The sequence below is a fragment of the Micromonospora sp. NPDC048947 genome (assembly GCF_040649495.1).
Lineage (GTDB): Bacteria > Actinomycetota > Actinomycetes > Mycobacteriales > Micromonosporaceae > Micromonospora > Micromonospora alfalfae.
The window spans coordinates 1-7487 of the sequence record NZ_JBEZFO010000048.1; the positions used below are offsets into that span (position 1 = coordinate 1).

Annotated in this window: 6 protein-coding genes and 2 pseudogenes; 7 read left to right on the forward strand and 1 reads right to left on the reverse strand. The window is 70.8% G+C overall.

All coding sequences use genetic code 11. The features are described 5' to 3' along the window. The 3 genes from AB0B98_RS32935 to AB0B98_RS32945 form a co-directional block, all read left to right on the forward strand. On the forward strand, positions 1-1266 hold a 1266-nt coding region (locus AB0B98_RS32935; protein WP_357367733.1), incomplete at its 5' end, for a streptophobe family protein. A gap of 101 nt (positions 1267-1367) precedes the next feature. Beyond that, entirely contained in the window at positions 1368-2324 is a 957-nt protein-coding gene (locus tag AB0B98_RS32940) for an IS481 family transposase (protein WP_357367734.1), read from the forward strand. A 53-nt stretch (positions 2325-2377) separates the two neighbouring features. Continuing rightward, positions 2378-3258, forward strand: a protein-coding gene (locus AB0B98_RS32945; RefSeq protein WP_357367735.1) for an IS5 family transposase whose coding sequence is annotated in 2 segments (ribosomal slippage) — positions 2378-2738 and positions 2738-3258 — 882 coding nt in all. Because the reading frame shifts where the segments join, the coding sequence is not laid out codon by codon here. A 119-nt stretch (positions 3259-3377) separates the two neighbouring features. Here the strand turns inward: AB0B98_RS32945 and AB0B98_RS32950 are convergent. Continuing rightward, entirely contained in the window at positions 3378-3965 is a 588-nt protein-coding gene (locus tag AB0B98_RS32950) for a hypothetical protein (RefSeq protein WP_357367737.1), read from the reverse strand. 469 nt (positions 3966-4434) lie between these two features. Between AB0B98_RS32950 and AB0B98_RS32955 the strand changes: the two genes are divergently transcribed. The 4 genes and pseudogenes from AB0B98_RS32955 to AB0B98_RS32970 all read left to right on the forward strand — a co-directional run. Further along, the gene (locus AB0B98_RS32955; RefSeq protein ID WP_175469214.1) at positions 4435-5391 is read left to right on the forward strand and encodes an IS481 family transposase; all 957 of its coding nucleotides are present in this window, start codon (positions 4435-4437) and stop codon (positions 5389-5391) included. Between the two features lie 248 nt (positions 5392-5639). Further along, positions 5640-5870 carry a heavy-metal-associated domain-containing protein gene (locus AB0B98_RS32960; protein WP_357367740.1) on the forward strand — a complete coding sequence of 77 codons (231 nt, stop codon included), beginning with the start codon at positions 5640-5642 and terminating at the stop codon, positions 5868-5870. Between the two features lie 178 nt (positions 5871-6048). Continuing rightward, positions 6049-6282 (forward strand): annotated as a pseudogene (locus tag AB0B98_RS32965) (heavy metal-associated domain-containing protein); the annotation flags it as partial. Between the two features lie 228 nt (positions 6283-6510). Further along, a pseudogene (locus tag AB0B98_RS32970) lies at positions 6511-7487 on the forward strand (HAD-IC family P-type ATPase); the annotation flags it as partial.

Below are 7487 nucleotides of genomic sequence, written 5' to 3' on the forward strand. Positions count from 1 at the left end.
TTCGAGTGGCTGCTCGACGTCCGCCACGGCGCCGACTACTTCCGTCGCTGGCACCGCGACAAGGCCACCTCCGGCGGGTTGATGGTGCACAAGGCTCCCGACGGCGGCTTCCCCCGGGTCGTGGCCGCGGTCGTCGTGATGGCGGCGGGCGGTTCGGTCGGCCTGGCGGGCGACGCCGGGTCCCTCGTGGGGGCGCAGGCGGGCCTCTCGGTGCTGCCGCTCTCGGTGACCCTCGCGGGCGCGCTGCTCATCGCCCACGGCTTCCTCCGCCCGCTGCGCCACCGGGCCGTCGCCGGAGTGCGGGAGCTGGCGGGCTGGGCGGGCCGGGTCGCCGCCCTCTGGGCCGTGGTGCTGGTCGTCCTCTCGCTGGTGGCCCGGCACACGTTCACCCTCCCGGCCGAGAACCTCACGGGAGACGGAACGGGGGACGGGACGGGGGGCGGGACGGAAGACGCCTTCGGCGACGTCCTGGGCGACTCGGCGCGGGTCGGATTCCGGGCCGACATCCCGCTGACCGTGATCATCGGCCTGGTCTGGCTGGCCGGTGTCCTCCTGCTGGCGCTCCTGGTCTCGCGCCGGGCGCCGCTCCCGCCCCGGCTGGTCCGCTTCCAGGAGACCGTGCGCCCCGCCGCCTCCGCCATGGTGGCGCTGCTCCTGGTCTCCGTCGCCCTGGGCGTGGTCGCCGGGCTGGTCGTGATGGTGGTGCGCGGGCACCCCGCCCAGACCCTCGCGGTGATCCTCCTCGGCCTGCCCAACCTGGTCTGGCTCGCGTTCACGGTGGGCCTGGGAGCCTCCTGGGAGGGCAAGGTACAGGGCCCGTTCGGGCTGCCGATGCCCCAGGTGCTCGACTCCGTACTCCGTACGCCCGACCTCTCCACCGTCAACCTGCGCACCCTCGCCGCCCAGGACGGGCGGGTCTGGTGGCTGCTCGTCCTCGCCGCGCTCCTGGTGCTCGGCGCGGCCTTCCTCATGGCGGTCCGCTCACCCGCCCGGATGCGCCCCTGGCAGCACGCCCTGCACCTGGCGGTCGCGCTGACCCTGACTGTGCTGCTCATCGGCCTGACGGCGGCGGTATCCGCCCGCTACGGGCTCTCCCTGCTCGGCATCGGGGACCTCGGCGGCGGTCTCGGCGGTGAGGTCTCGCTGCGCCCGCAGCTCTGGACCGCGCTCGGGATCGCCTTCCTCTGGGGCCTGGTCGCCGGCTTCCTGGGCTCGCTCGCCGCCTCCCGGGTGCACCGGCACCACGGCGAGGTCCCGCCGCCCTAGGTGTATTGATCACGAGCGTTGTTAACGCTGGTGGGGCTTGATCACGACGAGGGCCCCCGTGTGTGGTGGAGGTGTCGAATCTTCACCAAACGGAGGCCCTCGTGTCCCACCGTAATGCCCGGCTGACTGTTCATGGCAGGCGGCTGCTCGTCGACCGTGTCTGTTCCGGCCGTCCTGTCGCGCACGTCGCCGCGGAGATGGGCATCTCGCGCCCCACCGCCCACAAGTGGCTCCGGCGCTGGCGGTCCGAGGGCGAAAGCGGACTCATCGACCGCTCCAGCCGCCCGCACCGGACACCCCACCGGACCAGTGCCGCGACCGAAGCCCGGATATGCCGCCTGCGCCAGGACCGCAAGCTCGGACCCGCACGGCTCGGGCCCGTCCTCGGCATGCCCGCCTCGACGGTGCACCGTGTCCTCACCCGGCACGGCCTCAACCGCCTGGCTTTCCTCGACCGGCCCACCGGCCGGCTCATCCGCCGCTACGAGCGCGAACACCCCGGCGAGCTGATCCACATCGACGTGAAGAAGCTCGGCCGGATCCCCGACGGCGGCGGCCACAGGACCCTGGGCCGCCAGGCCGGCCGCGCCACCCGCAGCAACGCCGGTTTCGACTACGTCCACTCCGCCGTCGACGACCACTCCCGCCTCGCCTACAGCGAAATCCACCCGGACGAGAAGGTCACCACCTGCGCGGGCTTCCTCACTCGCGCGGCCGCGTTCTTCCACCGCCAGGGCATCACCCGCATCGAACGCGTCCTCACCGACAACGCCTGGGCCTACCGCAAGGGCCTCGCCTGGAAGAACGCCCTGGCCGACCTCGGCGCAACCGGAAAGCTGACCCGCCCCTACCGGCCCCAGACCAACGGCAAAGTCGAACGCTTCAACCGCACCCTCGCCGACGAATGGGCCTACCAGCGGCCCTACACCTCCAACACCGAGCGCACGGCAGCCCTGGCAGACTTCATCCACACCTACAACCACCACCGCTGCCACACCGCACTCGGAGGCCAGCCCCCGATCAGCCGAGTCAACAACCCTGCGGGTCAATACAACTAGGGCGTGTCCGGCGGATCATGTGACTTTCCGATCGGTCGCGCGTTGGTTGGGTCATGGGTCGGGGGGATCTGACGAATCGCGAGTGGTTGCTGCTGGAGGCGCATCTGCCTTCGCCGGGTGGTCGCGGCGGCCGGTGGAACGATCACCGGACCGTACTGAACGGGATTCTGTTCCGGGTCCGCACCGGTGTTCCGTGGCGTGACCTGCCGGAACGCTACGGTTCGTGGAAGACCGTCTATGAACGGCACCGCCGCTGGTCGGCGGACGGTACCTGGGACCGGCTCTTGCAGGCGGTCCAGGCCGACGCCGACCTTGCCGGGCGGATCGACTGGGGCATGGTCGGCGTCGACTCGACGTCCTGCCGGGCCCACCAGCATGCGGCCGGTGCCCGCAAGGCCAGGCCGCAGGTCCCGAAAAAAGGACGACGCCCCGGCACCACCGCCCCGATGAGGGACTCGGCCGGTCCCGGGGCGGTCTGACCTCCAAGATCCACCTCGCCGGGGAGGGCGGCTGCCGCCCCATGGCTCTACTGATCACTCCTGGTCAGTGGGGTGACGCCCCGCAGATGATCGAGGTCCTGGACCGAATTCGGGTTCCCCGCCGACTGGTCGGGCGGCCCCGGGCCAGGCCCGATCACGTCAGCGGCGACAAGGCTTACAGCTCCCGCCGAAATCGCCGCTACCTGCGAAGACGCCACATCCGGCACACGATCCCCGAGCCGAAGGACCAACGGGCCAACCGGCGGCGCAGAGGCAGCGCGGGCGGCAGACCCGCCGGCTTCGACCGCGAGCGCTACCGGCGCCGCAACGAGGTCGAGCGGACCATCAACCGGCTGAAGAACTCCCGCGCGGTCGCTACCCGTTATGACAAGAGGGCCTACGTCTTCCACGGCACGGTCAGCGCAGCGGCAGTCCGCTTATGGCTCCGCCCATGATCCACCGGACACGCCCCAGACCGACAGCCCTCTACTAAGATCCGAGAGCGGGGTGCAGGTGGTCCTCGACGGTGGCGGGGTCGCCCATCCGGGCGTGGCTCGTCGCCGCCGAGGACGCTCTACCGCGGGCGCAAGTCTGCGAAAATATCGATGAGGGCATCGCCCTTGTACCACGACATGTTGGCGCTCAGTTTGTAGAGATTCTCCCCGGTCCAGTGGTCGATCGGGACGCAGGAAACGGCTCCGTCCTCGTAGCCGGCCCGCTTGGCATAGTCGAGGTTCTCGTGCTCCATAATCTTGAACCGCCCTTGCGAGTAGTTCACGCTGCTGTCGCGCATGTTGTCGCAGGCGACGATGACCTTCGGGACGCCGCAGTCGTGAAGGCAGACCAGGGCTGACCTGAACCATGCGGCGCAGGCCGCTTCGTACGGTCCCACCCCGGCGGGCACGGCGACCAGGGCGGTGTCCGCCCCCGTTGCGCTCTTCTTGAGGGCATCGGTGTCCTGCCCGGTGAGCGGGCCGTCCAGGGTCACCAGCGTCCCAAAGGTCTCAACCACCCTGGGGGCATCCGGCGCCGCGCTTGCCCACAGCAGCCACCCGGCGGTGGTGGTAGGGCGAACATCGCGCTGCTGCGCTTTGGACCAGTCGCCTGTGTCGGAGGGATCGACCACCAAGAGCGTCGACGAGGTCTTTTCCTTCTTGGCCATTACGCACGGCCCTTCCGCTCGGCTCCACGCGAAGCGGTCGCCGCTCCACGATGTGGGCCCATCCTGTGCCCTCCACTGCACCGCACTACCGCAGCACCGCTGCCGAATCGATTCCTCGCCACTCAGAAGGGTGACCTTGCACAGCTCCGCCAACCTTCGGGAGTGCTCAGCGGCCGGGACGGTCGATCACGCACTGCCATACAGGGTGCACCCAGCGCCGATCGACGAGCTCATCGAGGGCTGCACCAAGAGTGCCGTCGACGTGGAACAGGCCCGCCGACCCGCGCCGTCCGGGACAAACGCTCGCTGGCCGGGGAGCGACCGATCGGAAGGTCACATGATCCGCCGGACACGCCCTAGATGTGTTGTCCCGGGACGTTGGTGACACGCGTGCTGGGTTCTTGATACGGGTGAGGGCCTCCGGGTTCGGTGTGGATTGCGACATCTGCACCGAGATCAGGAGGCCCTCGTGGTCCACCGTAATGCCCCACTGACCGAGACCGGGAGACTCCGCCTGGCCCGCTGCGTCGTCGAGGACGGATGGCCCGTGCGGCGGGCGGCCGAGCGTTTCCAGGTCAGCCACACCACCGCCGCCCGCTGGGCGAGCCGCTACCGGCAGCTCGGCGTCACCGGAATGAGCGACCGCTCCAGCCGCCCGCACCACCAGCCCCGCAGAACCCCGGCCACCGTCGAGGAGCACGTTCTCCGGCTGCGACGCGAGCACCGGATCGGACCGCTACGACTGGCCGTCCGATGCGGCATCGCCGCCTCGACCGCCCACCGCATCCTGGTCCGGCACGGCCTGCCGCCACTGGCCGCCCTGGACCGGGCCACCGGCGAGCCCGTCCGCCGCTACGAACGAGCCCGACCCGGCGAACTGGTCCACATCGACGTCAAGAAGCTGGGCCGCATCCCCGACGGCGGCGGCCACAGGACTCTCGGCCGGGCCGACGGCCACCGCAGCCGGACCAACGGCGCCGGCTGGGCCTACCTGCACACCGCCCTCGACGACCACAGCCGCATCGCCTACACCGAGGACCTGCCCGACGAGACCGCCCCGACCTGCGCAGGCTTCCTCGTCCGGGCCACGGCCTACTTCGCGTCCCTGGGCATCCGCATCGAACGGGTCCTGACCGACAACGCCTGGGCCTACAGCAAGAACACCTGGCGCAACACCTGCCGCGACCTGGACATCAGCCCCCGCTGGACCAGGCCCTGGCGGCCCCAGACCAACGGCAAGGTCGAACGCTTCCACCGCACCCTGCTCGACGAATGGGCCTACCAGAAGCCCTACACCTCAGACCACGAACGCAGGCAAGCGTTCACCCACTGGCTGCACTGGTACAACTACCACCGACCCCACACCGGAATCGGCGGCCACACACCCGCCAGCCGCGGCACCAACCTCTCCGAACAACACACCTAGAGCGCCGGGCGACACCACTCGGAGCCCCGGCCGGCGCGCCCACCTCTGCTCAATACCCCCTAGGGGTATAGTATGGAGTGAGCGAGGCGCCCCGGGCACCCCTGTGGCCCCCCGCGCCACACTCGTACGCCGAAGAGGAGAACGCCATGACCGCCGAGACCGAGCCCACCACCCAGTCCACCGGCTCCTGCTGCTCGCCCACCGGCGCCTGCCACGGCGGGGGCGCCGCCGACGTGCAGGACGTACAGATCGAGCCGACGGAGTCGGTCACCGCGGTCTACGAGGTCAAGGGCATGACCTGCGGCCACTGCGAAGGGGCCGTGTCGGAGGAGATCTCCTCGCTCGGCGGGGTGACGTCCGTCGAGGCCGTCGCCGCCACCGGCCGCGTCACCGTCTCCTCCAAGGCCCCGCTGGCCGAGGACGCCGTACGGGCCGCCGTCGACGAGGCCGGTTACGAACTCGTCGGCCGGGCCGCCTGAGCGCCGCCCGCACCACCTCCCGCCTCGGGCCGGCCCCACCAGCAGATACTGGTGAGGTACGGCCCGATGTGCGTCACGGGGCCACCGGGTCACCGGGCCACCGGTCACGACTCACGGGGCCACAGCCGGTGACCGGCCCGCGTACCACGGCACCACCGCACCACCCAGGAGTTCGGACATGGCCAGCACAGCAGCAGCCGAGACCCCGGCCGCGAACGCCTCCGAGGCCGAACTCATGATCGGCGGGATGACGTGCGCCTCGTGCGCGGCCCGCGTCGAGAAGAAGCTCAACCGGATGGACGGCGTCACCGCCACGGTGAACTACGCGACCGAGAAGGCCCGCGTCACCTTCGCCGAGGGGCTGGAACTGTCGGATCTCGTCGCGACGGTCGAGAAGACCGGCTATACGGCCCGCCCGGTCGCGCACCCGAAGCGCCCGGTCGCGCCTCCGAAGCGGGAGCAGCCGGAAACGGAACCGGAACCGCAGAGGGAACGGACGCCGGAGCAGGCGGAGCAGTCCGCATCAGCCGACGTACGAGCTGAGGCAGACGTACGAGCGGAGACAGAGGAGGCTGAACCGTCCGCCGCGACAGAAGCTGCCGATTCCGCGGAGGCGGAACAGGCCGCCTCCCTCGCCACGCTCCGGCAGCGGTTCATCGTCTCCGCCGTCCTCAGCGTCCCCGTCGTCCTGCTCGCGATGATCCCGCCCCTGCAGTTCGACAACTGGCAGTGGCTCTCCCTGACTCTCGCCGCGCCCGTCGTCGTCTGGGGCGGCCTGCCCTTCCACCGCGCCACCTGGACCAACCTGCGGCACGGCGCGGCCACCATGGACACGCTCGTCTCGATGGGCACCCTCGCCGCCTTCGGCTGGTCGCTGTGGGCGCTGTTCCTGGGGGACGCGGGGATGCCGGGCATGCGCCACGGCTTCGATCTCACCGTCTCGCGCGCCGACGCGAGTTCCACGATCTACCTGGAGGTCGCGGCCGGGGTCATCACCTTCATCCTGCTGGGCCGCCATCTGGAGGCGCGGGCGAAGCGGAAGGCGGGGGCCGCGCTGCGGGCGCTGCTGCACCTGGGCGCCAAGGACGTTGCCGTGCTCAGGAACGACGGTACGGAGGTACGCGTTCCGGCCGACCGGCTCGCCGTCGGGGACCGGTTCGTGGTCCGGCCCGGGGAGAAGATCGCCACCGACGGCACCGTCGTCGAGGGCACCTCTGCTGTGGACGCCTCGATGCTGACGGGTGAGTCCGTGCCGGTGGAGGTCGCCGCCGGAGACACCGTCACCGGCGCGACGATCAACGCCGGAGGCCGCCTCGTCATCGAAGCCACCCGCATCGGCTCCGACACCCAACTCGCCCGCATGGCCCGCCTCGTGGAGGACGCCCAGAACGGCAAAGCCGCAGCCCAACGCCTCGCCGACCGCATCTCCGCCGTCTTCGTCCCCGTCGTCATCGCACTGGCATTGGGCACCCTGGGCTTCTGGCTCGGCAGCGGCGCCGGACTCACGGCGGCGTTCACCGCGGCCGTCGCGGTCCTGATCATCGCCTGCCCCTGCGCCCTGGGGCTGGCGACTCCGACCGCCCTCATGGTCGGCACCGGACGCGGCGCCCAGCTCGG